The sequence below is a fragment of the Kitasatospora sp. NPDC059973 genome, from assembly GCF_042737525.1.
GTDB lineage: Bacteria > Actinomycetota > Actinomycetes > Streptomycetales > Streptomycetaceae > Kitasatospora.
The window spans coordinates 1-23,175 of record NZ_JBHWUI010000087.1 but is presented as its reverse complement, the minus strand read 5'-3'; the positions used below and the strand labels follow the sequence as shown (position 1 = coordinate 23,175).

The 23,175-nt window shown below is 75.0% G+C and carries 18 protein-coding genes; 4 read left to right on the top strand and 14 right to left on the bottom strand.

What is annotated here, in order from left to right:
• Window positions 1-224: 224 nt before the first annotated feature.
• Window positions 225-1,793, bottom strand: a complete 1,569-nt coding sequence (locus ACFWA9_RS23185; RefSeq protein ID WP_329487724.1) for a PucR family transcriptional regulator — start codon at window positions 1,791-1,793, stop codon at window positions 225-227.
• Window positions 1,794-1,929: 136 nt separating this feature from the next.
• Window positions 1,930-3,960 (bottom strand): ATP-binding protein, encoded by a 2,031-nt coding sequence (locus tag ACFWA9_RS23180; protein ID WP_380389430.1) that lies wholly within the window; start codon window positions 3,958-3,960, stop codon window positions 1,930-1,932.
• A 300-nt stretch (window positions 3,961-4,260) separates the two neighbouring features.
• Here ACFWA9_RS23180 and gabT point away from each other — a divergent pair, with 300 nt between their 5' ends.
• Together gabT and ACFWA9_RS23170 are read left to right on the top strand one after the other, a co-directional pair.
• Window positions 4,261-5,616 (top strand): 4-aminobutyrate--2-oxoglutarate transaminase, encoded by a 1,356-nt coding sequence (gene gabT / locus ACFWA9_RS23175; RefSeq protein WP_352288028.1) that lies wholly within the window; start codon window positions 4,261-4,263, stop codon window positions 5,614-5,616.
• Window positions 5,617-6,122: 506 nt separating this feature from the next.
• The gene (locus ACFWA9_RS23170) at window positions 6,123-6,761 is read left to right on the top strand and encodes a phosphatase PAP2 family protein (protein WP_380389428.1); all 639 of its coding nucleotides are present in this window, start codon (window positions 6,123-6,125) and stop codon (window positions 6,759-6,761) included.
• A 297-nt stretch (window positions 6,762-7,058) separates the two neighbouring features.
• Here the strand turns inward: ACFWA9_RS23170 and ACFWA9_RS23165 are convergent, their stop codons facing one another.
• Both ACFWA9_RS23165 and ACFWA9_RS23160 read right to left on the bottom strand, forming a co-directional pair.
• Window positions 7,059-7,730 carry a signal protein gene (locus tag ACFWA9_RS23165; RefSeq protein ID WP_380389426.1) on the bottom strand — a complete coding sequence of 224 codons (672 nt, stop codon included), beginning with the start codon at window positions 7,728-7,730 and terminating at the stop codon, window positions 7,059-7,061.
• A gap of 606 nt (window positions 7,731-8,336) precedes the next feature.
• The gene (locus ACFWA9_RS23160; protein ID WP_352288034.1) at window positions 8,337-8,681 is read right to left on the bottom strand and encodes a DUF2218 domain-containing protein; all 345 of its coding nucleotides are present in this window, start codon (window positions 8,679-8,681) and stop codon (window positions 8,337-8,339) included.
• 176 nt (window positions 8,682-8,857) lie between these two features.
• On the opposite strand from ACFWA9_RS23160, the gene ACFWA9_RS23155 reads away from it, so the two are divergent.
• Window positions 8,858-9,469, top strand: coding sequence for a MarR family winged helix-turn-helix transcriptional regulator (locus tag ACFWA9_RS23155; protein ID WP_380389424.1), 612 nt, complete (start codon window positions 8,858-8,860; stop codon window positions 9,467-9,469).
• Here ACFWA9_RS23155 and ACFWA9_RS23150 read toward each other — a convergent pair.
• Window positions 9,360-10,301: an EamA family transporter gene (locus ACFWA9_RS23150; RefSeq protein ID WP_380389443.1), complete on the bottom strand. Its 942-nt coding sequence runs from the start codon at window positions 10,299-10,301 to the stop codon at window positions 9,360-9,362. The two genes, ACFWA9_RS23155 and ACFWA9_RS23150, sit on opposite strands and share 110 nt — an antisense overlap.
• Window positions 10,302-10,407: 106 nt before the next feature.
• Here ACFWA9_RS23150 and ACFWA9_RS23145 point away from each other — a divergent pair, with 106 nt between their 5' ends.
• Window positions 10,408-11,313: a LysR family transcriptional regulator gene (locus ACFWA9_RS23145; protein WP_352288039.1), complete on the top strand. Its 906-nt coding sequence runs from the start codon at window positions 10,408-10,410 to the stop codon at window positions 11,311-11,313.
• Window positions 11,314-11,385: 72 nt separating this feature from the next.
• Here ACFWA9_RS23145 and ACFWA9_RS23140 read toward each other — a convergent pair whose 3' ends face one another.
• The 9 genes from ACFWA9_RS23140 to ACFWA9_RS23100 form a co-directional block, all read right to left on the bottom strand.
• Window positions 11,386-12,177 (bottom strand): ZIP family metal transporter, encoded by a 792-nt coding sequence (locus ACFWA9_RS23140; protein WP_352288042.1) that lies wholly within the window; start codon window positions 12,175-12,177, stop codon window positions 11,386-11,388.
• Window positions 12,178-12,452: 275 nt separating this feature from the next.
• Entirely contained in the window at window positions 12,453-13,919 is a 1,467-nt protein-coding gene (locus ACFWA9_RS23135; protein WP_380389422.1) for a restriction endonuclease, read from the bottom strand.
• A gap of 404 nt (window positions 13,920-14,323) precedes the next feature.
• On the bottom strand, window positions 14,324-16,117 hold the full coding sequence (locus ACFWA9_RS23130; RefSeq protein WP_380389420.1) for a hypothetical protein: 1,794 nt from the start codon (window positions 16,115-16,117) through the stop codon (window positions 14,324-14,326).
• Window positions 16,118-16,315: 198 nt separating this feature from the next.
• Window positions 16,316-16,630 (bottom strand): cupin domain-containing protein, encoded by a 315-nt coding sequence (locus ACFWA9_RS23125; protein WP_329487735.1) that lies wholly within the window; start codon window positions 16,628-16,630, stop codon window positions 16,316-16,318.
• A 161-nt stretch (window positions 16,631-16,791) separates the two neighbouring features.
• Window positions 16,792-17,448, bottom strand: coding sequence for a YigZ family protein (locus tag ACFWA9_RS23120; protein WP_352288052.1), 657 nt, complete (start codon window positions 17,446-17,448; stop codon window positions 16,792-16,794).
• Between the two features lie 173 nt (window positions 17,449-17,621).
• Entirely contained in the window at window positions 17,622-18,911 is a 1,290-nt protein-coding gene (locus tag ACFWA9_RS23115; protein ID WP_380389418.1) for a DUF6986 family protein, read from the bottom strand.
• A gap of 143 nt (window positions 18,912-19,054) precedes the next feature.
• A complete protein-coding gene (locus ACFWA9_RS23110; protein WP_380389416.1) occupies window positions 19,055-20,620 on the bottom strand; it encodes a DUF2637 domain-containing protein in 1,566 nt (521 codons plus the stop codon).
• A gap of 243 nt (window positions 20,621-20,863) precedes the next feature.
• Window positions 20,864-21,529 (bottom strand): response regulator transcription factor, encoded by a 666-nt coding sequence (locus tag ACFWA9_RS23105; RefSeq protein WP_329487739.1) that lies wholly within the window; start codon window positions 21,527-21,529, stop codon window positions 20,864-20,866.
• Window positions 21,481-22,890 carry a sensor histidine kinase gene (locus tag ACFWA9_RS23100; protein ID WP_380389414.1) on the bottom strand — a complete coding sequence of 470 codons (1,410 nt, stop codon included), beginning with the start codon at window positions 22,888-22,890 and terminating at the stop codon, window positions 21,481-21,483. Before ACFWA9_RS23100 ends, ACFWA9_RS23105 begins: the two co-directional genes overlap by 49 nt.
• Between the last annotated feature and the right edge of the window lie 285 nt (window positions 22,891-23,175).

Below are 23,175 nucleotides of genomic sequence, written 5' to 3'. Positions count from 1 at the left end.
GCCCCACGGACGTGGAACCAGAACCGAGGGTAGGGGCGGCGGCGCGCCGACCGGGTTGGCCACGAAGTAGCGTTCGCCTCCGCGCTCACTCCATCCCGTCCAGCGGACGGGCCGGGTTCCGGTGCTCCGCCGCCCGGGTGGGCGGGCGGACGTCACCCACCGGTCGGCTGCTCCGCCACTGCTCCGCTGCTCGGCTACTGCTCCGCTGCTCCGCTGCTCCTCGCCTACTCTTCGCCGGAGCGAAGGGCCAGCCAGAGTTCCATCCGGACGTCGGTGTCGTCCAGCGAGCGGCCCAGCAACTCCTCGACCCGCCGCATCCGGTAGCGCAGCGTGTGCCGGTGCACGCCCAGATCGGCGGCGGCCGCGTCCCACTGGCCGTGTCTGGAGAGCCAGGCGCGCAGCGACGCCACCAGGTCACCACGGGCGGTCCGGTCGTGGTCCCGCAGCGGGCGCAGCAGCCCCTCCGCGAAGGCCGTCACCGCGTCCTCGCCCAGCAGCGGCAGCAGCGAGCCGGCGCCCACCTCCTCGTGGTCCACCGCACGGCGGCCGCCGCGCAGCGCCACCGCGAGCGCCCGCTCGGCCTGCGCGTTCGCGGTGCCCGCCTCCTCCAGCGCGGCCGGCGCCGAGACCCCCAGCGACAGGCCCTCGTGCTCCTCCACCGCCCCCAGGCAGGCCCGGTGCACGGCACCGTTGTCCAGTGCCAGCACCATCAGCCGGGGCCCGTGCGTGCCGCCCTCCTCGCGCGCCACCAGCAGCTTCTCCCCCACCCGGGCGCCGGCCTGCTCGGCCCGGTCGCCCAGCTCGCCGAGCGCCTCCGTGGCGTCCACGCCCTGGCCGGCACCGGCCACCATGACCCGGACCGTCCCCTCCGGCAGACCGCCGAAGAGCCCGGCCGCCACCTGCCGGGCGGTCGCCACCTCGCCCGCCAGCACCATCCGCAGCAGCGCCGCGCCCATCCGCTCCTCCGCCTGGCGCAGCTCGCGCGAGCGCTCCAGGGTGAGGGTCAGCAGCGCCACCGCCGCGTTCAGCACGTACCGCTCGGTCGGGGTGATCCGGTCCTCGGTGCCGACCGCGAGGAAGCCCCGGGCCCGGCGGTCCGCCCCCAGCGACTGGACCACCACGTAGTCCTCGTCCGCGGTGTCTATCCCCGGCGAACGCCCCTGCAGCGCGGCGCTCGACGGCGCCGGGCGCCGGCGCAGCCGGTCCACCTCGGCCGCCAGCCGGCCGGCCCGGCGGGCCGCCCAGTCCGGGGCCACCACCGAGAGCGCGCCCGAACCGTCGTACAGCGCCGCCCAGCCGCCCAGCCGCGCCGCCAGCCGGCGCACCACGGCCGTGGTGCCGTCCTTGCCGAGCGCCGCCCGGGTCAGCTCCTCCTGCGCCTCGAAGCTGGTGGTGACCGCCTCGTACTGCTCGGCGGCCAGGGCCGCCGACACGACCTTGCTGATCGCGATGAACGGCGTCGGCTCCGGCACCCGCAGCAGCGGCAGCCCGCGCTGGGCGGCCGCGTCCACCAGGGGCTGCGGCACCTCGGTGTGCGACAGGCCGACACCGAGGCCGAGCCCCACCACGCCCGCGTCGGCCAGCCGGTGCACGTACGCCTGCAACCCGGCCGCGGTGCGGCCCAGCTTGATCCCGGTGGTGAGCAGCAGCTCACCGCCTTCGAGGAAGGGCGTCGGGTCGTCCAGCTCACTGGTGTGCACCCAGCGGACCGGCCGCTCCAGGTGGTCCGCACCGGCGAGGACCGTCAGATGGAGCGAGGTGTTGCGGACGACGGAGGCGAGTGTGGGAGGCATGGCACCTTCGGGGGACGACCTGACCGCGCCGTTGCGGCCGGGCGAGGAGAGGGCTGGGGAGTCTGGTGGGGGTCTCTCCCCTCATTATGGACGCTCCGGACAACCGGCACTGCCGAATCCACCTCGGAGGCGAGCTTCAGCCCCGCAGGTCCACCAGCAGCGGCGGCACCTGCTCGCCCGAGACCGCGGTCAGCGAGATCACCGCATGGCCCGCCGGCAACGCGTGCGCCAGGTCCGACGGCGACCAGCGCAGCCGCTCCACGTCCCGGGTGGTCACCGACTCGGTCTGCGCCGTCGTCCCCGACAGCGCCTTGCGCCCCAGCCGCCCGGCCCGACGGACCAGCCCGCCCGAGGTGTCCGGCGCGTGCGTCACCGCCGTCTCCCGGACCAGGTGCGTGCCCCAGGCCTCGGAGAACATCCGGCCGTCCCACGGCGCGATCCCCGGGAACACCATCCGGCAGCCGACCGCCCCGAACAGCGGCGCCCGCAGCGCCTCGGGCAGATCGACCAGGGTCCGCAGCAACAGCACGGCGCCGGCGTTGGCCGCCCGCAGCCGCTGCAGCCCCCGGACGATGTGCGCGTCCAACGCCGTCGACGCGTCGTCGACCACCAGGCCGGCGAAGAGCGAACGGTCCTCCCGGGCCGCCGCGGCCTGCACGAACTGACCCACCAGCAGCCGCGACAGCATCCGCGCCGCCTCCGGGTGGCTGCGCTCGGGCAGTTTCACCCGCACCCGCAACGGGTGGTCCAGCACCCGCATCGCGAACGGCGGCCGGCCGGTGCCGTCGGTCGCGAACGCCCCCTCGAAGGCCGGCCGGTCCAGCAGGGCCAGCCGGTCCGCCAGCAGCGCCCCCGGGTCGTCCGCCCGGCCGCGCTGGCGCTCCCGGTACTCCAGGTCCCGCTCGTACGCCGCCAGCCGGCCCGCCGCGCGCAGCGCCTTCACCAGCGCCTCCAGGGCCTCCGGCTCACCGCCGAGCAGCGCCCGCAGCTCGCGCACCGCCGGGTAGCGGCCGAACCCGGCGCGGAACGGGCCGACCACCTGCTGCAGCGCCGTCCGGGCGGTCTCCGCCCGGGCCGTCAGCTCGTCCGGCAGCAGCGCCTCGGCCAGCCGGGCGGCCGCCTCGTCCGGATCCTGCACCGCCCCGTAGAGGTCCAGCCCGTACGCCGAGCCCCGGTCCCCCGGCGCGATCACCACGTCGTACCAGGCGTCCGGCCCCAGCTCCGCGTCGGCCGCGCCGATCACCACCGCGCACGCCGTACCGGCCAGCGCCTGGAGGCAGAGCGCCTCGGCGACCGGCCGGGCCAACCGCGCGGTCTTCCCGGTGCCCGCCGGGCCGACCGCCAGCAACGAGGTGCCCAGCAGCGACGGGTCCAGCGCGAAACCGGCCGCCCGGTGCGTCAACGGGTTCTTCGGCACGTCCTGCGCCGTGCCCAGCCGCACCTGGCCCAGCAACAGATCGTGCTGCTCCTCCCGCCCGGCCAGCTCGCGCGCCTCGGAGGGGTGGGCGAACGCCGCCGCGCCCCGGGCGGCCACCTGCTCGACGAAGGCCGGCACGAACACCGGGTCGGCCTGTGCCGACTCCCAGGCCCGCTGGATCCGCACGTAGTCGACGTCCCCGACGGGCTCGCCGTCCAGCCGGCCCGCCGCCGCGGCCGCCCCGCCGAGCCGCAGCGCCGCCCACGGGTCACGCGCCCACTCGGCCTGCGCCGCCACGCCCTCCTCGGCGGGCTCCTCCGTGGTCACCGTGCGCGCCATCAACGGCGCCACGTACCGCCGCCACACCTCCGGCCAGCGGCCCATCCGGCCGAACACCTTGATCACGACAGCGAGCACGAGCACGTTGACGATCAGCAGGGTGAACATCGCTTCGGACTGCGACGGTTCGGCCAGCGGGCCGATGCCGGTCTGCCCGCCGAACCAGACCAGAACGTACGTCGTCAACTGCGTGCCGTAGAGATAGGCGAACCACCCCACCACCGCGTTCAGCCCCGCTCTCAGCAGCAGGGGCCAGGTCGGGACCTTGGCGTCGTCCGCCCGGTCGGGGTCGACCTGGTCGTAGCCCTGCCGGTAGACGCCCGGGGCGGCGTCGGGGCGGGGGGCGGCGACCCAGGCGGCGAGGTCGAAGGGCGGGGGTGCCGCGGGGCGGCCGGGACGTTGGTGCGGCATGGGTGTCGCAGGTGCGGCGGCGGTCCGCTCGCCGTGGCCCCGTGCCCCGTCCAGTCCCATGTACGGCCCCGCTCCCTCGCCCGCCCGGCCCGACCACCGTCGGTCCCGCCATACCCATGCCGCCGCACCGGCGACACGCCCGCGCTCAATGTAGTGGAGCGTGGGCTGCCGGTAGTCGCACTCCCTGCGCTGGCCGCCCCGGACAAGTCGGACGGCCCAGTGCTACCGAGTGGCGCATGCCCGCCCGGGGAGGGCCGCCGTAGCCTGCGAAGCACCGAGCCGAGAAGTCTGGAGAAACCCATGAGCGCCGCAACGCCGCTCCCGCAGGAGCGCCGCCTGGTCACCGCGATCCCCGGTCCGAAGTCGCAGGAGCTGCAGGCCCGCAAGCTGGGTGCGGTGGCGGCCGGCGTCGGCACCACCCTGCCGGTGTACGTGTCCCGTGCCAACGGGGGCGTGCTGGAGGACGTGGACGGCAACTCGCTGATCGACTTCGGCTCCGGCATCGCCGTGACCAACGTCGGCAACAGCGCCGAGGCCGTGGTGGCCAAGGCGACCGAGCAGCTGGCCGCCTTCACCCACACCTGCTTCATGGTGACCCCGTACGAGGGCTACGTGGCCGTGGCCGAGCAGCTGAACGAGCTGACCCCGGGCGACCACGACAAGCGCACCGCGCTGTTCAACTCGGGCGCCGAGGCGGTCGAGAACGCGGTGAAGATCGCCCGCGCCTACACCAAGCGCACCGCCGTCGTGGTGTTCGACCACGGGTACCACGGCCGCACCAACCTCACGATGGGCCTGACGGCGAAGAACATGCCGTACAAGCAGGGCTTCGGTCCGTTCGCGCCGGAGATCTACCGGGTGCCGGTGGCCTACCCGTACCGCTGGCTGACCGGCGCGGAGAACTGCGCCGCCGAGGCCGCCGCCCAGGCGATCGACATCATCAACAAGCAGATCGGCGCCGAGAACGTCGCCGCGATCATCATCGAGCCCGTCCAGGGCGAGGGCGGCTTCATCGAGCCCGCCAAGGGCTTCATGCCGGCGATCGTGGAGTACGCCAAGGCCAACGGCATCGTCTTCGTGGCCGACGAGATCCAGACCGGCTTCTGCCGCACCGGCCAGTGGTTCGCCTGTGACGACGAGGGCATCGTCCCGGACCTGATCACCACCGCGAAGGGGATCGCCGGCGGTCTGCCGCTGGCCGCGGTGACCGGTCGCGCCGAGATCATGGACGCCGCGCACGCCGGCGGCCTGGGCGGCACCTACGGTGGCAACCCGGTGGCCTGCGCGGCCGCGCTGGGCGCCATCGAGACCATGAAGGAGCAGGACCTCAACGGCAAGGCGCAGCGGATCGGCGAGATCATGCTCGGCCGTCTGCGGGCCCTGCAGGAGAAGTTCGCCCACCACGACTCGGTGCGGATCGGCGAGGTCCGCGGGCGCGGCGCGATGATCGCCGTGGAGCTGGTGAAGCCGGGTGGCAAGGAGCCGAACGCGGAGGCCACCGCGGCCATCGCCAAGGCGTGCCACGCCGAGGGTCTGGTGGTCCTGACCGCCGGCACCTACGGCAACGTGCTGCGCTTCCTGCCGCCGCTGGTCATGCCGGAGCACCTGCTGAACGAGGGCCTGGACATCCTGGAGAACGCCTTCGCCACCGTCTGAGCGGCGGCGCCCCTACCGGGCCGCCCGTGACCGGGTGACACCGACCCGCCGGAGGGATTCCGGACAGCATCGAACGGCCCGTGCGGACACCTCGTCCGCACGGGCCGTTCGGTCGCTCCGGGCGGTTTCGTCCTGGTGTGCGGGGCGGGCCGCCGCACCGCCCACCAGGGGTGAAGATGCTGTGCTGAATCGCTGAAGCTCCTCAGTGCGCCGCGGCCGTTGACGTAGTGTCATGACAGATGGACAGCGAGACCCAGCCATTGGCGGACCCGTCCGCGGCACCGCCCCCACCGGCGGATCCGCAGGTCGCCCGCGAGGACAACCAGGCCGACCCGCAAGGGCCGGCGCACACCGAAGGCCGATCGACCGACCGTCCGACCCATACCCCCCGGGGCGCGCGGAACGGCGATCATCAGAGCCGCCCCGGAGCTCTCCCCCCTGCTCCGGGGCGGCCACTTCGCGTTCCGGAGCGCCTGGCGGGCCCGGCCGGATCAGCGGCCCTGCCGGTGGCGCTGGCCACCGTGCTGGTGCTGATCTCCTGGCAGGTGGCCGTCGACGGACCGCTGCTCGGACTGGACCGCTGGGTCCGGCACGGCGTCCGGGAGACCCGGCACGACCTCCACAGCACGCTGCTCAACCATCTCGGCGAGGCCCTGTCGGACCTCGGCGGCTCCGTCCCGGCGATCCCGGTCCTGCTGGCCGCCGGGGCATTGGCGGCCTGGCGGTCCCGCCGGGCCGGGGCGGCGCGCCCGTGGCTGCCGGCGCTGATCGCGGTGCTGACGGCCGGGCTGATCCCACTGCTGGTCGTCCCGGCGAAGGCCGCGTTCGCCCGGCCGGGGCCGTTCGGGATGCCCCTGGCGCCGGACCAGTGGGGCTGGTACCCGTCCGGCCACACGGCGACCGCGACCCTCTCCTACGGGGTGGCCGCGTTCCTGCTGGCCCGCACCACCGGCGCCCGCGCTCGGCGCCGCCTGTACGCGGCCGCCGCCCTGCTCGCGGCCGGCGTCGGCCTCGGACTGGTGTGGAGCGACTACCACTGGCTGCTGGACGTGGTGGCCGGCTGGTGCCTCGGCGGGCTGGTACTCCGGGCGCTCGCCGGGCTGCCACCGGCCCGGAACGGCCGCGACTCCCGGCGCCACCCCTAGCTGATCGATTCCGAGGGATCGCCTGCGCGTAGGGGAGGAGGGAGTCCACCGTCACTGTGTGAAGACGGAGTTGGACTCCCTCGCGACCGCACTCGATGGGATGAACGACGACCTGCTGAAGGAGTCGCCGCAGTTCAGGCGTGCCCCAAGAAGGCAATTCCCGGCCACTTCCAGGCGGCCGGGACAGTGACTTTTCGGCGACACACGGGATTCGGGGTGCACCGGGCCGGCTGGGCAGGTCCCCTCGGCTCACGGTCGGCGGCCGTCCTCGCTCCCCATGCCGCAACTGATGGATGGTCAGACCGTATTGGTGGGGGTCGGCCGGGCGACCTGGAGGCGGTAGTCCACGGAGGTGGAGAAGGTGCCCGACGCGCCCCGAAGGCTCAGCTCGTGGCTGCCGGGGGCGAGGGGGTCCAGCCGGACCCAGAGGCCGCAGGACCAGGTGTTGAGGGGGCCGGCCGTGGTGGTGAACGGGTTGCCCTTCCGCGGGTTCATCCGGATCGGGGTGGAACCGAGCTCCTCGGGGGTCAGGGAGCGTCCGTCCAGGGTGGCGCTTCCCTTGGCGGCGTTCATGAACTCCAGGCAGTCCGCGGACTCGCCGAACAGGTTCACCAGCGGGAAAACGACCGGCACCCCGACGGGGACGGTGCAGGTGCGGGTGGCCGCGCCGCCGGTGGTACCGGCGAGGAACCAGATGCCGTCCTCCTGGCCCTGGCCGCACAGGTGGCCGTCCTGATCGAGGACCGGGTTGCGGTCCTCCGCGGTGGCGGTGGCCCAGTTCCACCAGCGGGACTGCAGCTCCGGCGAGGTGAGGCTCTGTACAGCGAGCGGGGTGCTCGGTTCGGGCGAGGGCTCGTCCGAGGCCGGGGGTGCGGGCTGCGCGGTCCTGTCGGCTGCCGGAGCTGAGGTGCAGGCCGTGGTGAGGGCCAGGGCACCGACGAGCAGGCCGGCCAGTCGTCTTGCAAGCATGATCGGAAACCTTACGACATGGTGTGCGACCCGCGACGAGCCGGTGTCCGGCACCAGCTCCCCCGCCGACCGCATCCCCGTTGTCGAAGCGCTCCCGGACGCCGTCCGCAGAGCAGACGTCCGCCCGGCCCCTGCCCGGCGCCGGGTCAGCCCGATGGCTCGGCCGTGAGTGCCCGCTACCGAGAACACGCCTCAGGAGGACGGATTCTTCCCGAACCTGGGTGCGCGCCGCGCTCGTGAGCTGAAGGCGTCGGGCCGTTCGCCCTGGCAGCTCCTGGACGGGGCCGACTGGGACCTGACCACCCACCGCCTCCTGTGCGCCGGCCCCGTGGGCGGCGTCAGCTGCTTCGTGGCGACCTGGTCACTCTGAAGCGCCGACCTCAGTAACGCCCCGGGCTCCGGCCACCGTTGATCGCCAATGGGTACGAACACACTGTCGAACACGGTGGCCGCAGGTCAGACCGTCAACTTGCCCCCGGCGCCGGCGCCGGCGGTGCCGAAAGGCAGCCCAGGCGTCGGATGGGGAATCAAGAGAGCGGCTTCGCCCAGCGCCTGAGCGGGGGTTGGTCAACCTCCAGGACCGTCACCACCCTTGGAATCAATCATCTAGCCCTCGGTGGGCTCGGCGGGCTCGTCGTTGCGCTGGACGAGGCCGGGCTCGCCGTTGTCGCGCTGCCAGCTGACGACCAGCTCGTCGCGGGCGCCGAAGCGGACCAGGTGACGGCCGACCACGTCCTCCAGGCCCGGCAGGTTCTCGGTCTCGCCCTCGACGGTGAGCAGCAGGGCGTCGGGGGCGGCCTCCAGCGTGGCGGTGCCGCGGCCGAAGGTCAGGGTGCCGCGACCGGTCTCCTCCGACCAGTCGGCTTCGATCTTGCGGCCCATGTGGGCGGCGAGCTGCTTGGCGTAGCGGGCGGACCGGTCGGTGGCGACGCGGGCTTCGGAACGGGGCACGGGCCCTCCAGAATCACGGGAGGGAACTTAGGTTGCCCTCACTCGGAACCAAGCTAACCCAGATAGTGAGCCAGACTCAACAACTTTACGGAGCCCTCGTCCGTGGCGCGTCCTGCCCTGCTCCCGCCCCCGGACCGGCCGATACCCTTGGTCGACACCTGCCGAGGAGAGCCCCCATGACCACCACGCCGACCGACGACGCGGGGAGCTCCTCCACCGGCCCCGGCACCGCCCGGGACGGCGCCGCGGCCCCGGACCTCACCGTCGCGCCGGACGGCACCGCAGTGCAGGACATCGCAGCGCAGGACACCACCGCCGAGCTCGCCGACGCGATGACCAGGGCGATCAAGCGGATCCGCCGCCTCACCAGCGAGCGCCTGGAGCCCTTCGGCATCACCCCCGGGCAGGGCCGCGCCCTGCGCACCCTCGCGCACGCCCCCGGCTGCGAGCTGCCGGACCGCGCCATGCGCCTGGGCGACCTGGCGGAGCGGCTGCACATCGCCCCCCGTTCGGCCACCACCGTGGTGGACGCGCTGGAGGAGGCGGGCCTGGTCGAGCGCACCCCGGACCCGGCCGACCGGCGCGCCGTCCGGATCGTGCTGACGACGGCCGGACGGTCGGCGGTGGAGCGGATCGGGCAGGTCCGGCACGAGGTGGCGCAGGAGTACTTCGGCCCGATCAACCCGGCCGACCAGGACGCCCTACTGCGAGCGCTGCGCTCCGCCGAGAGCGCGTACGCGGCCACCATGCCGCCGCGCCGGACAGCGCCCCCGGGCGCAGCGCGGTGATCCCGATCCCGGCGATCACCAGCAGCGCCGCGCAGCCGGCCACCGGGCCGATCCGCTCACCGAGCAGCAGCCAGGCGGAGGACATCCCGAACACCGGGACCAGCAGCGAGTAGGGCGCGACCGTGGTGGCGTCGTAGCTGCGCAGCAGGAAGCTCCAGGCGACGAAGCCGAACAGGGTGGAGACCAGTCCGACGTACCCGATCGCGCCCAGTCCGGCCGGGGTGAGGTCGCGCAGGGCCCGCAGGTCGGCGGCCGGGCCCTCGACCAGCAGCGAGAGCCCGAGCAGCGGAAGCGGCGGGACGGCGCTGACCCAGACCATCCAGCGCAGCGCGTCGCGCGGGGCGGCCTTGCGGGTCAGCACGTTGGACAGCCCCCAGGCGACGGCGGCGAGGACGACCAGGACGAAGGCCCCGACCGGGCCGCCGACGCCGTGGTCGACGGCACTCAGTCCGATGCCGGCGAGCGCGATCCCGAGGCCGGCCAGGCGCTGCGGGCCGGGCCGCTCGCCCAGCAGGACGGCGGCGAACAGTGCGGTGAAGACCGCCTGGCCCTGCAGGACCAGCGAGGAGAGCCCGGCCGGCATCCCGGCGTGCATGCCGAGGAAGAGCAGTCCGAACTTGACCACCCCGAGCACCAGGCCGACCCCGAGGACCCACCGCCACGCCACGCGCGGCGGGCCGACGAAGAAGACCGCCGGGACGGCGACCACCGCGAAGCGCAGGGCGCAGAAGAGCAGCGGCGGGAAGTTCTCCAGGCCGACGTGGATCAGGACGAAGTTGAGGCCCCAGACGGCGGCGACCAGGACGGCCAGCGCGATGTGACGCGGTCTCATGCTGCCGCCGGGGGCGGCCGGTGTTGCGGTCATGGGTCGAGGATGGCCGCCACCGACCGTGTAGCACCAGCGATGAATTCTGAAGGGCGGGCTTTAGCATTGCTGCATGATGGATCTGGGACGCCTGCGGGCGCTGCACGCGGTGGCCGTGCACGGTTCGGTGGGCGGGGCGGCGGCCTCGCTCGGCTTCACGCCGTCGGCGGTCTCGCAGCAGATCGCCAAACTGGAGCGCGAGACCCGGACGGTGCTGCTGGAGCGTCAGGGCCGGGGCGTGGTGCTGACCGACGCCGCGCGCGAGCTGGCCGTCACCGCGCAGGCGGTGCTGGGCCTGGTGGAACAGGCCCAGGTGCGGCTGGAGGAGCAGCGCGGCCGGGCGGTCGGGCGGCTCCTGGTGGCCGCCTTCGCCACCGGCGCGCGCGGACTGATGCCGGGCGCGCTCGCCGACCTGCGCGAGCGCTGCCCCGACCTGGACGTCCGGCTGCTGGAGAGCGACCCGTACCCGGCGGCCGAGCTGGTGGCCCGGGGCGAGGTGGACCTGGCGCTGGTCCAGGACTGGCCGACCGTGCCGCTGCCGGTGCAGGAGGGCCTGGTCCGGCTGGACTTCGGCCCGGATCCGGTGGACCTGCTGCTGCCCGCCGCGCACCCGCTGGCCGGGGAGGCCGTGGTCCCGGTGGAGCGGCTCCGCGGGCAGTGCTGGATCAGCGTGCCGCCGGGCAACATCTGCCACGACTGGCTGGTCCGCACGCTGCGCGAGGTCGGCGAGGAGCCCGACGTGCGCTACCAGGTCGGCGAGTTCGAGACCCAGATCGCGCTGATCGCGGCGGGTCTGGGGATGGGGCTGGTGCCGCGGCTCGGCCGGGGCGCCCTGCCGCCGGGGGTGGTCGCCCGGCCGGTCGTGCCGGAGCCGGCCCGGCGGGTGTTCGCGCTCTGGCGCGCCCAGGCCTCCCGGCGGCCGGCGATCACCGAGGCGCTGGCCGCGATGCGGGACCGGTGGGCCGCCCTGGCGGCGTGAGCGCGGGCCGGCCCGGGTGAGGGGCCGCCCGGGCCGGGTGTGCGGCCGCCCGGGCTGCCCGGGTCCGGCCGTTCAGCCGGCGAACCCGATCACCAGCCACATGAAGCCCACCCCGAGGATGGTGCAGAGCAGGGTGGCGCGCGAGGGGTGCGGGCTGTGCGCCTCGGGGAGGATGTCGGAGGTCGCCAGGTAGAGCAGGAAGCCCGCGAAGAACCCGAGGTAGAGGCCGAGCAGTTGCTCGGGGATGGTGAACAGCAGGGTGATCGCGGCGCCGGTCACCGGTGCCAGCGCGTCGGCCGCGAGCAGGGTCAGCGCCCGCCGGCGGTCGTTCCCGTACAGCCGGGTGATCGTGTAGGTGTTGAAGCCGTCGGCGAAGTCGTGGGCCACCACGGCGACGGCGACCACCGTCCCGACGGTGGTCCCGGCCTGGAAGGCCGCGCCGATCGCGAAGCCGTCCATCACGCTGTGGCCGACCAGGGCGAGCGCCGCGGTCAGCCCGATCCCCGGCGCGGACGTTCCCTCGGCGACCGCCGGTTGGGCGTGCGCATGGGTGTGGACGTGCTGGTGGCCGTGGGTGTGCGCGGCGTACTCGCCCTCGTGGCCGCGGTGGATGGCGACCGCCCGCTCGACGACGTGGATCGCCAGGAACCCGGCCGCGAACATCAGCAGCGCCTGCGGGACGCCGTGGATCTCCCCGGGCGCCTGGTGCAGCGCCTCCGGCAGCAGGTCGAAGGCCACCACCCCGAGCATCAGCCCGGCGGCGAACCCGAGCACCAGATGGCGCCGGTCACCGGTGCGCTGGGCGACGTAGCCACCGATGAGCGTCATCAGGAAAGCGCCGGCGGCGACCAGGATCGCGGTCATCCCACCTCCCCCGTACCGGAGACCCTACGCATCCCCTCGCCTCCCCCGTGTCCTGAGCGTCCCGGGCAACCCCTCGGGCGTCCCGGCGTCCCGTGCCCCGGTGGCTCGCCGGGGCCGACCGCCGAACGGTGCCGGACCGCCCGGGCCGGGCAGGCCCCGGTGCCGGTGCCCCCAGCCTCGCCCGGTGCCCGGGGCGCCGCCCGCCGGGCGGTCCGTGAGGGTGAGCCGCGAGAGCACCCGGGCACCCGTCGGGCTCGCGGCCCGGCCGGGCCCGTTCAGTGACCGGAGGCGAGCGGCAGCCCGAGGTGGGCGCGGGCGAGCTCCCGCACGCCGTCGCCGTCGACCAGATGGATGTGCTGGTGCCCGTCCTCGCCGGTGAGGTCGAGCGCCTCGTCGGTGAACCGGCCGGTGGTCAGCCGCAGACCGCGCTCGGCGGACTCCTCGCGGACGGCCTCCGCCAAGGTCCTGATCTCCTCCTCGCCCACCGCCCCGGACCCGCGGGAGGCCCAGACCACCCAGCGCCCGGGCAGCGCGCTGCCCGCCGCCCCCTCCCCGGTGGCGACCAGGCCCGCCGGGCCGCGCAGTCGTACGCTCCACTGCTCCAGCCCGCCGCGGGTGAGCAGTTCGCGGACCAGGTGGGCGAACTCGTTCGCCGAGAGGTCCGGCGCGGACGGCACGGTGGCGCCCGCCAGGGCGGCCGGTTCGACGCCCGCCCTGGCGTAGGGGTCCGGGGTCACGGCGGCGCCGAGCTGGCGCAGCCGGACCAGTGCCTCGTCCTGTTCGGCGTCCGCGTAGACGCCCTCGCCGTCGTGCTCCGCGTAGGGGGCGGCCGCCGGCAGCAGCCTGGTCCGGGCGAGGGCGTCGCGGTCGGCGTCCACGCTCACCAGGCAGAGCGGCTCCGCTCCGGCGGACTCGCGCAGCCAGCCGTTCAGCACCACCCCGGCCAGTATCTCGTCGGTGTCGACGGCATCGGCGGCCTGCAGCGCGCGCAGGGCCAGCCGGGCGACCAGCCGCAGGTAGTCGGTGGCCCGGTCGGCCGGCGGGCGCGGCACCGGGAGTATCTCGCCGTCCGGGGCGAGCCGGTACCCGGTCAGTGACGGCACCAGGTCGAGGGACGGCAGGTCGAGGTCGAGCACGGCGGTGCGGGTGAGCGGGCGGAAGACCGCCCGGCAGGGTGCGGGTACGTCCTGGGTGGCCGTCTCGGCGGCCGCCAGCGCCCGCTCCAGCAGTGACTCGACCGCGGCCGGCTCGGCCAGCCGGTACGCCCGCCGGCACTCCTCCAGGGTCTCGTTGTACTCGCGGACCGCGCGGGCCCTGGCCTGCTCGGCCTGCTCGTGGACCCGCCGCGACTCGTCCTCGGCCGGGCGGTCGGCCCCGGCCCGCCGGGTGCGCCACTCCCGGAGGGCACGCTGGTGGGTGAGCCGGGCCTGGGCCAGCTGGCGCTGGAAGCCGGAGTCCAGCAGTCGCCGGGTCGGCGGCTCGTCGGGGTCGGCCCCGGCCGGTCGCTCGGGCGCGTAGTCCTCCCAGCGCGGTTCGGCGTCGGCCTCATCGCCGCCCGGGCCGGTGGCCGGGTAGGGCCTCGGCTCGTAGTGGCGGAGCTGGCTCTCGAAGTCCATCGCCGAGACGGGCAGCGCGGCCCGCCGCAGGAGGTCCGCGAGCCGCTCGTGCTCGGCCCGGACGGTGACGGACCGGTGGTGGGTCAGCGCGGCGGCCCGGGTGTGCGCGGCGACCGCCTCGTCCACGCCCTCCGGGCCGGTCAGGCCGTCCGGGCCGGTCAGACCGTCCGGGCCGCCATGACCGCCACGACCGCCGGCCGCCCGGTCGGCCGGGCCCGGCGAGCCGGGTGGCCCGTCGGGCCCGTACGGACCATCAGGCCCGTCAGACCCGTCAGACCCGTCAGGCCCGGACGATCCGTCGGGTCCTTCCGGACCGTCCGGGCCGCTGACGCCGAGGTCACGGAAGACCGAGGCCAGGAAGCCGGGTTGGGGGGCCATCACGGCGCCGTCGGGCTGGCCGTCTGCTGAGTGCTGCATCGGTCGCGGTTCCCCCATGCTCGTCCGGCGCCTGCCCGGGGCGGCCGGCGAGCCTACGGGCCGCCCCTGCCGGACATTGTCCACCGAACGGGCGCACCGGTCAGCCAAGCCTCTCAGTTGGTCCGGGTGTTGGTCAGGTGCAGGCCGATGTAGCCGACATAGATCCGGCCACTGCCCGAACAGTCGTCGAGGTAGTGCAGCCGCGGGGCCGTGCGCCCACCGCCGATCCGCAGGTGCGCGCCCATGAACGCCCGCCGGGAGGCGTCCACGCACTCCGGTACCGGAAGTATCCGCTCGCGCTTCCACTTGGTGTGGCTGAAGACCGTCCGCGACTCCCCGCGCACCGCCTTGCGGGGCGGGAAGCGGTGGCGGCCGGCCGGGGTGTGCTCGCACCACTGCTTGAAGTCGCCGCCCGCCTCGCCGCGCACCGCCGCCTCGGCGTACTCCTGCAGGGACGTCAGACCGCCCCAGGTGAGCCGGGCCCAGCCGGCCCCGGCGCACCGCAGGTCGTCCAGGGCGAGCGCGCTCTTCTGGTCCCCGGTGAAGGTGAGCAGCGGGAACTCGTCCAACCGGGCCATCAGTTCGGTGAAGCTGTCCGGCACCGCCGGGAACCCGGGAGCGCCCGGTGAGCCCGGTCTGCTGCCCGCCCCGGGCGCGGCCGGGCGGCGCCCCGCCGAACCCGGGCCGGCGCAGAGCCGACCGGCCGGCCCCCGGGACTGGACGCCGCGACGCGGCCCGGTGACCGACCCGCCCGGCGGCTCGTCGGCCGCCGACGGCACCCGGCGGCCCCGGCGGCGCTCCCGGCGCAGGCTGTGCCGCACCCGCTCCAGCTCGTCGGCCCTCGCCTGCTGCTCGGCGTGGTCCTGCTGCTCCTCGTGGGCGAGCGCCGCCCGCTCGGCCCGGGCGGTGGCGTCCTCCGGGCCGGTGCCCGGACGGGCCGCGGTCGCGGGCACCCGCAGCACCGGGACGGCGGCCAGCGGTGCCGGCAGCGGCAGCTCGGCGGCGAGCCGGCGCGGTTCGCGGGCCAGCAGCCCGGCCGCCCGGCGCAGGTCCTCCTCGATCCGGTGGCGGGCCAGCACCGGATGCCGCGCACCGTCCGACCGGGAGGCCGGATCGACCTCGGGCTGATAGGTGCGCACCGCCCCGCCGTAGACGGTGTGGTACTCCAGTGCGACGTTGAACTCGGTACGGGCGCCCGGATCCAGGACGTAGGCGGTGGCGAGGCCGGGGAGTTGGCGGCAGAGCGGGCGGACGACGTCCTCCACCCAGCTGTCGAGGTCGTGGTTGACCGGAACGCTCGCCACCACGACGGGCAGCCGGCGCTCCGGATCGCAGAGCGCGTCGATCAGACCGTCGACCTCGGCGGCGGTCAGCACCCTCGGCGCCGACTGGACGGCGGCCGGGCCGTCGGTGGCGTCCAGCAGTGGCAGCAGGCTGCGGGCGAGTTCGGGCACCGGCACCCGGCACGGCGTCCGTACCCCGGTGCCGGTGGTGTGCGTCTCGGCCTCCAGCCGGACCCAGGTGCGGCCGTCGCCGCCGGTCGCCGTGGTCAGCGTGAGTTGGTGGGTGCCGTGCGGGGCCGGGGTGCGCAGCCGGCGGCGGTCGTAGCGCCCGGCCCCCGGGCCGCCCCGCAGGGGGCCGCCGTCGCGGTCGAGCAGGACCCGGTCGCCCAGGCGCAGGCGTTCGGCGGGGACTTCGGCGGCCTCGGCGGCGACGGACCGGTGAGCGGCCGGCGGGGGCTCCTCACAGCCTTCGTGTTTCAGCCAGGCGGCAAGGCGCTGGTCCGCCAGGGCCACGGCGTCGGCGTGCGGGAGCGCGGTGGTGACGGTCATCCGATAGGGCGTCGCGAGGCCCCTGGGGCCGGGCAGACCGGCGCGGGCGGGCGACGAGGAACGGTCTGAGGTCATGCGCATACCTCCGTGGTGCGGTGGTGGGGTCTGTCGTCCTCCATCGATGGGGGTGTGTTCGTCCGGTTCTTGCCGGATCCTTGCCCAGGAAACGCCACAGCCCGGAGCGGAAGTTCCAACTCCGGGCCACGTCAATACGTTCGAGTGAATCTGCTCAAGCCGCCCGCCGGACCGGACCGGCTTCTGCTGCGGCCGGGCTCAGCCCTCCGCGCGGCCCGCGCCGCTGCGGCTCCACTCCGGTTCGGCGACCGGCACCGCCAGCGGGCAGCCCTCCGGGGCGTCGTAGTCGGCGATCAGCACCACGGGGACGGTCCCGTGGTTGCGGCCGACGTGGACGTGGACCGGCCCCGCCTCCTCGACCAGCGACTCGCCCGCCCGGCTGACCTCGACCCGGCCGTCGTGCAGGGTCCGGGTCAGCGTCCCCGACAGCACCACCACGTCGACCCGGCCCGGGTGGTAGTGCCAGCCGGTACTGGCGCCCGGGGGCAGGGTGATGGTCTGGACGAGGGACATCTCGGTTCGGCCTCCTGGTCGGCGATCCGCCCAGGCTAGGCAGGGTGCGGGAGGACGGGAACCCGGCCGGACCCGATCTGGCCGAAAGTCTGTCCGGCCCCCGGCCCGGTCGCCCCGCGAACCCCCGCCCGAGCGTCATCCCCGCGCCGCGGGGAACCGGCTCAGACCGGCACCTCGACATACGTCCGACCCGCCGCCACCGCCACCGCGGTACCGCCGGTCGCCTCGGCCAGCCAGGTGCGGAATCCGGCCACCTCCGGCTCCGGCACCCCGACCTCGATCCGCACCCCGGCCGCCTCGTACGCGAGGTCGCTCACCGTGTAGCCGGCCGCCCGCAGGTCGTTCTCGACCCGCCCGGCCCGGGTGTGGTCCGCCGCGACCGCGAGCAGCGCCACCGGCCGCCGTTCCAGCAGCCCGACCGCGTCCACCGCCTCCGACACCGCGCTCCCGTAGGCCCGGACCAGGCCGCCCGCCCCGAGCTTGATCCCGCCGAAGTACCTGGTCACCACGGCCGCGGTGTCGGTCAGCCCGCGCCGGCGCAGCACCTCCAGCATCGGCACCCCGGCCGTACCGCCGGGCTCCCCGTCGTCGCTGGAGCGCTCGCGCCGCTGCTCGTCGCCGACCACGAAGGCGGTGCAGTTGTGCCGCGCGTCCCAGTACTGCTTGCGGATGCCCGCGATGAACGCCTGCGCCTCGTCCTCGTCGGTGACCCGGGCGAGGTGGCAGATGAAGCGGGACTTCTTGATCTCGATCTCGTGGCTGCCCGCGTGCCGGATGGTCAGGTACTGCCTCGGGGTCGGCTCCGGCGTGGCGGACATGGTGCGGCGGTTCTCCCGGAAGACGGCGAAGGCTGGCGGCGGCCCCACGTGGTTCCGGGGTGCCACCGCCAGCCTAGGCCCTGCCCGTCCGGTCACCGGTCCGAGCCGGAGAGCGCCGGGTCGGAGCGGGGACGAGTCGGAGCGGGGACGACTCGGGGCGGGGCCGGGAGGGCTCAGCGGCCGGCCAGCGCGTCCAGCCGGGCGCGGTCCAGACCGGTGAGCGAGAGGACCTCGGCGAGGTCGACCGCCCCGCAGTCCAGCCCGCGCAGCAGGTAGCCGCTGAGCGCCCGGGCGGTCGCCGGCTCGTCCATCACGTCGCCGCCGGTCTTGGCGACGTACGCCGCCAGCCGGGCGGCGGCGGCCGCCAGGCCCTCGCGGTAGAAGGAGTACACCGCGACGTAACGGGTCGGCAGGTGCGCCGGGTGCATGTCCCAGCCCTGGTAGTAGGCACGGGCCAACGAGCGTCGGACCAGGTCGTGGTGGAGCTTCCAGGCGGCGTGCACCTGCTCGGTGGAGCCGGTCGGGATGACGTTGGTCGACCCGTCGGAGAGCCGGACGCCGGTACCGGCGGCGGCCACCTGCATCACCGCCTTGGCGTGGTCGGCGGCCGGGTGGTCCATGCTCTGGTAGGCGGCGCCGACCCCGCAGGCGGCGCTGTAGTCGAAGGTCCCGTAGTGCAGACCGGTGGCCCGCCCCTCGGCGGCCTCGATCATCCGGGCGACGGTGGCCCGGCCGTCGGGGCCGAGGATCGCCTGGGTGGTCTCGATCTGGATCTCGAAGCCGATCCGGCCGGCCGGCAGCCCCGCCGAGCGCTCGAAGTCCGCCAGCAGCCGGACCAGCGCGGTGACCTGCTCGGCGTAGGTCACCTTGGGCAGCGTGAGAACCAGCCCCTCGGGCAGGCCGCCGGAGGCCAGCAGGGTGGTCAGGAACAGCTCCAGGGTGCGGATGCCGCGGTCGCGGACGGCCGCCTCCATGCACTTGATCCGGATGCCGATGTACGGCGGGGCGCTGCCGTCCGCCACGGCGGCCGCGATCAGCTCGGCGGTCCGGACGGCGGCCGCGTCCTCCTCGGCGTCGGGCCGGGGGCCGTAGCCGTCCTCGAAGTCGATCCGCAGGTCCTCGACCGGCTCCCGCTCCAGCTTGGCGCGGACCCGGGCGTGCACGTCGGCGAGCAGCGCGTCGTCGGCCACGCCGAGCGCGCCGGCCAGGGCGGCCGGGGTACCGGCGTGCGTGTCGAACGCCTCCAGCGCCTGTCGGCCCCAGTCGCGGACGGTGTCGGCGCCGAAGGCGTCGGCCGGGACGTAGACGGTGTGCACCGGCTGCCGGCTGCCGGAGTCGCCCGGGTAGCGGCGGGCCAGGTCGGCGTCGACCGGGGCGAGCAGCGCCTCCACGGCAGCACGCGCCGCTCCGGAGAACGAGGCTCCGCCCGCCGGACCGGTACCGTCCACCTCGACCTGCGACATCCGTACTCCTCCGTGCCGAACCAGCGCTTCAACAGTTTGTTGAGGCGAAGGTAGCCCCGCCGGGGTCGGGCGTCAATGGCCGACCGAGCGGCGGACGGGCGGGCAGGCGGCCGGCGACTCCGGCTCCTGGGCGGGTCGGCCGGTCAGTCCCTCCCGGCGGCGGCGTAGCGGTCGCGCAGCTCGGGGAAGAGCTCGGCGACGTCCTTGTGGTGCACCGAGCCGTCCGGCCGGGTGCCGGTCACGCCGTACTCCTTGGTCAGCCAGTCCGCGAGGCGCTGCGGGCTGGGCTCCTTCTCGAAGGTGTCGATGTAGCTGACCAGCGCCGTGTAGCAGAGCTCGGGGTCGAGCCGCGACGGTGCCGGGCGGGAGGCTGAGTCGTAAGGGCGGCCGGAGCCCTCGGCCGCGTCCGGCTCCGGGGCGAAGCCCTCCTCCTGCGGGTAGTCGGCCTCGCGGACGTACGCGGCGTCCTGCGCGTAGCCGGGCTCCACCGGGAGGTCCGCGTAGCCGGCGCCGTCCGGACCGGTGTGGACCTCGGACTGCGCGACGGCCTGGGCGGCCGCCGCTCCGCCGGGACGGGCGGCCGGGCGCGCCGCCGGCTGCGGCTCGGGCTGGGCGGCGGACGGCCGCGGCGGCTTGAACCACGGCGAGGCCTGGCCCGGCACCCGGCCGCCCGGCGAGCCGTCGCCCTGCGGCCCGGTGGTCCGCACCGGGCGCTCGGTCCAGACGTTCAGCTCCTCCCGGGGCTGCGGCGGCGCCTGCTCCTCCTCGGCGGCCGGCTCCTGCGAGGCCCGCAGCCGCACCGCGGCCAGCTTGGCCAGCATCGGCGCGGCCACCTCCGCGGGCACCGGCGCCACGGCGGGCACCGCCGCCTCGGACCGCACCTGCTCCACCTGGAGGCCCTCGGGCCGGGCGTTCTCCGGCCGGGCGTTCGCGGGCTGTGCCTGCGCGAGCGGCTGGGTGCCGGCGGCAGCGGCCACCGGGATGGCGGCGGCCGGCGTCCGGCTCTCCCGGAGTTCGGTGGCCGTGCGGGACTCCTCGTCCAGCCGGTCCAGCAGCGCCGGGTCCAGTGGCACCCCGTACTTGGCCAGCTTCAACGGCAACAGCGCCTGGATCGGCGCCGAGCGGCGCCAGCCGCGCCCGTACCGGAAGCGCAGCTGCGCCCGGTAGACCAGCCGGTTCTGCTCCAGCCGGACGACCTCGTCGTAGGAGCGCAGCTCCCAGAGCTTCATCCGCCGCCAGAGCCGGAAGGTCGGCACCGGGGAGAGCAGCCAGCGCATCAGCCGAACGGACTCCATGTGCCGGTCGGCCGTGATGGCGGCGATCCGGCCGACCGCGTGCCGGGAGGCCTCGACGACGACCACGAACAGCACCGGGATGACGGCGTGCATGCCCATCCCGAGCGGGTCGCCCCAGGAGGCGGCCGCGTTGAACGCGATGGTGGCGACGGTCAGCAGCCAGGCGGTCTGCCGCAGCAGCGGGAAGGGTATGCGGAGCCAGGTCAGGACGAGGTCCAGCGCGAGCAGCACGACGATGCCGGCGTCGACACCGATCGGGAAGGCGTAGGAGAAGGCGCCGAAGCCCTTCTCGGACGCCAGCTCCCGCACCGCGTTGTACGAACCCGCGAAGCCGATGCCCGAGATCAGGCAGGCCCCGGCGGCGACCAGCCCGAGCAGGCTGCGGTGAGCCTTGGTGAGCGGAGGGCGTGCCATAACGTCTATCAACCCCTGGGTGTCGGCTGCGGCCGTGCGCTGCCTCGGCGCCGGTTCCCGGTGGTCGGGGCGCCGGACGACCGAGCAGCCGCCGGGCTCGGCCCACCGGAGTTTACTCGTACAGCTGTTTCAGCTTCCTCGCAGCCCGGGGTGGAACCGGCCCCGGCGGACACCGGGCGCGGGCCCCGTGTCGACCGGGTGTCGGCAGCGTGCCGATCGGGTGCCGACCGGCCGGGCGGGGCGTCAGGCCGGCCGCCCCGCCGTCCCGTTGAGATAGGCGAGGACGGCCTGGACCCGGCGGTTGGCGTCGTCGGCGGGGGCCAGACCGAGCTTGGTGAAGATGTTGGCGATGTGCTTCGCCACCGCGCCGTCGCTCACCACCAGCCGGGCCGCGATCGCCGAGTTGGAGCAGCCCTCCGCCATCAGCTCCAGCACCTCCCGCTCGCGCGGTGAGAGGTGGTGGAGCGCGCCCGGCCGGCGGGAGGTGCGCTGCACCAGCTTGGCGATCACGTCCGGGTCCATCGCGGTGCCGCCGGCCGCCACCCGGCGGACCGCGTCGATGAACTGGTCGGCGTTGAAGACCCGGTCCTTCAGCAGGTAGCCGACCCCGCCGGTGCCGTCCGCCAGCAGCTCCCGCGCGTACAGCTGCTGCACGTGCTGCGAGACCACCAGCACCGGCAGGCCCGGGATCTCCCGGCGCGCCTGGAGCGCGGCCTGCAGGCCCTCGTCGGTCAGCGTCGGCGGCAGCCGGACGTCGACCACGGCGACGTCCGGCCGGTGCGTCAGCAGCGCGTCCAGCAGTTCGGGGCCGGTCTCGACCGCCGCCGCGATGGTGAAGCCGTGCGCTTCCAGCAGCCGGATCAGGCCTTCGCGAAGGAGGTAGAGGTCCTCGGCGAGGACAACTCGCACGGCAGCTCCAAGGTGATGGTGGTCGGACCGCCCGACGTGCTGTCGATGGCCAGGACACCGTCGAAGGTACCCAATCGCCGCTCGATCCCGCGCAGGCCGGTGCCCCGGCTGGGATCCGCCACACCGACGCCGTCGTCCGTCACCGTGACCCGCAGGTTGCCGGCCCGGTAGAGGATGTCCACCCAGACCTGCTCCGCGCCCGAGTGCTTGGCCGCGTTGGCCAGCAGCTCGCAGACGCTGAAGTAGACGGCGGCCTCGACCGGCGCCGGCAGCCGGTCCGGGAGGCTCACGCACACCTCGGTCGGCAGGGCGCTGTCCAGCGCCAGCAACTGCACCGCGTCGCCCAGTCCGCGCTCGGCGAGGACCGGCGGGTGGATGCCGCGCACGAGGTCGCGCAGCTCCTGGAGCGCCCGGGCCGAGGACTGCCGGGCCTCGGAGAGGAGTTCGCGGGCGGCCACCGGGTCGGTCTCCAGCAGGTGTTCGATCGTGCCGAGGGTCATCCCGATCGCGACCAGCCGTGCCTGGGCACCGTCGTGCAGGTCCCGCTCGATCCGGCGCAGTTCGGCCGCCTGGTTGCCGACCGCGTCCGCCCGGGTCTCCGTCAGCTGGGCGACCCGCTTGGTCAGCTGGGCGTGCGAGGCGCGGCCGTCCTGGTCCAGCACGCGCCGGGCCAGTTCCACGTAGCCCCGCACCGCGTACGGCGCCAGCACGACGCCGAGCGCCATCAGCAGCAGCCCCAGGACGACCGAGACCAGCGGGGAGGCGCCGGCCGGATCGATCGGCCCGTACTCCCGGTATTCCACCGGAGCGGTCACCGCGTAGCCCGCCCCGCCCACCAGCAGACCGGCCACCGGCAGGGCGAGTGCGACCGCGGCCGCCGGGCTGATCACCAGCCAGGCGATCTCCGACCGGGTGGCCCGGTCCCGGGCGGCCCAGTGCAGCAGGTGGGCGAGCTTCGCGACGCCGTGGGAGCGGTGGTACGAGTACCCCGTCCACCAGTGGCCGCGCTCGTCCCGCTCCAGCGCCGGCCGGGGGTCGTACTCGACCGGCAGCCGGATCCCGTACCAGCGGGCGAGTTGACCGCGCGTCCGGTTCGCGACCCGGCGCACCAGCAGGCCGGCGGTGGCCGCGCCCGCGAGGGCCGCCGCGAGCAGGGTGAACACGGTGCCCAGGTCATAGGGGTCCAGCATCGAGTTCACCGCACCACCGGCGAAGGACGCCGCCAGGATCGGCAGGGCGACGGTGGGTACCGCCCCCAGCGCCACCAGCGCCAACCGCACCAGACCGCGGCCGCCCGCCAGGAAGGCCGCCTCCGTCTGAGCGCGTACGCCCGCGCCGCTCGTTCGGTTCGCTGCTGTCACGGATGCTCCTGGGGCCGGTACCGGTCGTCGTCCACCCAGTGTCGCCGGGTGGCGAGGGGCGGGGCACTGGCCGTCGCACCCCGATTCCGGGGTGGACCTAGCACCACCCCCGGAGCGGCACTCCGTCCCGCCGGGCCGGTCGATCCCCGGCGAACCGCAGCCACCCACCGCGAATGGCGCCGGAGAATGCCCCTGGAAACGCAAAGAACCCCCCGATCCTTACGGACCGGGGGGTTCTTTGGAATGATTGTTCGGCGGCGTCCTACTCTCCCACAGGGTCCCCCC